Source organism: Mesorhizobium sp. M7A.F.Ca.US.005.03.2.1, assembly GCF_003997795.1.
Taxonomy (GTDB): Bacteria; Pseudomonadota; Alphaproteobacteria; order Rhizobiales; family Rhizobiaceae; genus Mesorhizobium; species Mesorhizobium ciceri.
On the sequence record NZ_RZRP01001078.1, the window covers coordinates 1 to 1,804 of the forward strand.

General features: G+C 59.0%; 2 protein-coding genes. One reads left to right on the forward strand and one right to left on the reverse strand.

Annotated features, from left to right (window positions below):
- Nucleotides 1-572: 572 nt before the first annotated feature.
- Entirely contained in the window at nt 573-872 is a 300-nt protein-coding gene (locus tag EN991_RS34785; protein ID WP_013531386.1) for a DUF1236 domain-containing protein, read from the forward strand.
- 367 nt (nt 873-1,239) lie between these two features.
- On the opposite strand, the gene EN991_RS34795 is transcribed toward EN991_RS34785, so the two are convergent.
- The coding region (locus EN991_RS34795; protein WP_127370421.1) for a DUF2569 family protein at nt 1,240-1,804 on the reverse strand (565 nt) is incomplete at its 5' end.

Genomic DNA, 1,804 nt, shown 5'->3' on the forward strand with positions numbered 1-1,804 from the left:
GTCCGGCCCCTGGAACACCCGCCATTGCGTCAGTTGGGCGGACAGCGCTTGCAAGGGCCGCTGCCCCGGCAACGCCAAACATTGCAGTCAAGAAGGATCGCCGATCCATAATAAACCTCCCAAGGTACATGTGCTAGAAATGCGCCCACGCCTGCCGAATGAGCATGCATGGGCGCACGGTGAAATACAGGACCCGCCCGCCGTCGAAGCAGCTCACGGGTCCTATCAGCGCAGGAAGGGACGTAGCTGCGCCGATCCACGCCATGTCAGCCAAGAACGACCCCCATCACCAAGAAGGTGATGGCTGTTGCGAAAATCGGTGCGAGCAACCATCGCGCCTGGCCGACACTTTTTTCCACTGTTTCTCTCCGAATTGGAGAGACAACAACCTTTAGGCCTAAGCCGTTCCGCCTACTCCCAACGGGTAAGACCATTGCGTTTTCCAACCAGACTTTGGTCCTGCGCGGATTCAGACAGAGGCCCGTATGAGGAACGTTTGGCCTGGCGACGTGTTCGGGTGGCTGGCGCCCAGCCGATCGTGCTGCCGCCAGGTTACAAGAGGAGAAAAACAAATGAGGATGCACCTAAGCAGCGCCGCTGCGGCGCTCTTGCTGTTGGCCAGCGTCGGCGCGGTTGCGGCACAGGATGTGGTTATCACACCGGAACAGGACACCGTCGTCCGCGAATACGTGAAGAAGCAACCCTTGGCTTCTGTGAAGCTTCCGGGGGTGGAGTTGAATGTCGGCACGGCTCTGCCAGACACGGTCGAACTCCACGAGGTTCCCAACGTCAAATACCGCTATACGGTGGTCGACAACCGAACGGTTTTGGTGGACCCGAGCACACGCAAGATTGTGAAAGTCTACGACTGAAACTTCGAACCGGGCCAGGCCCGCCGGCAGGGATGCCGGCGGGTTGTGCTCGTCAAATCGCCACTCAATCGGACAAATGAAAATGATGAACCCTGAAGTCGAGACGTCGCAATCGCTCGTGGCGCGCCTGGTTGATCTCCAGGCGAGAGCGCGGGCAGCACGTATAAATGAGGCCGAAATAAAGACCTTCCAAAAGGTCGCAGCCGTCACGGATGATGGTCGAGGTCGGTCGGCTCAGGATCTGGCCGTTCCAGGTTCGATGGCGACATAGTGGTGCACGAGGTCACACCCCAATCGCCGCCACAAGAATTCGGTTCTGCCCGCGGATCGCCGCGCGCAGTTCCAACATTCCAAGTTGTGCCTTCTTCTACGACGCGCCAGCAACCTGGGTGGATGCCCCAACCCTGGTGAAGGTGTTCCGCACCCTGACGGACTTGTAGACGTAGGCGACCCAGAGCCCTATCAGCACAAACGAGACTATGTACGTCGCAAGCGCCTCGCCAGTGACCACTTTCCGAACCGAAACCCCGATCGCGGTGGAGACCCAGATCGCGTCCAGTATGACCGCCACCGGGATTGCGAGCCATTGGATGAGAAACAACTGCTTGAACCGAAGGCTCCGCCTCAGCATGGCAACGAGCACCACAAGCTGAAACACCATGAATGCCAGCAGCAGGGCAACCTCGCCATAGACCACCATGGGTCCATTCGGCACCAGCATGAGCTGGTTGTAGCCATCGCTGGAGGCCCCCAATTCGGCGAGTGTGCGCAGCGGTGACAATGCCTGACCGATAGCCAGCAGCATCAGCCAGCCGCCGAAGCCCACAAGAGTCTCAGGATTCTGCGACGGCTTCGCGGCCGATCGAACAGCAAAGAAAACAGGCACGCCGATCAACAGCAGCATGATCGCCCAATGCCAGATGGAAAACGCC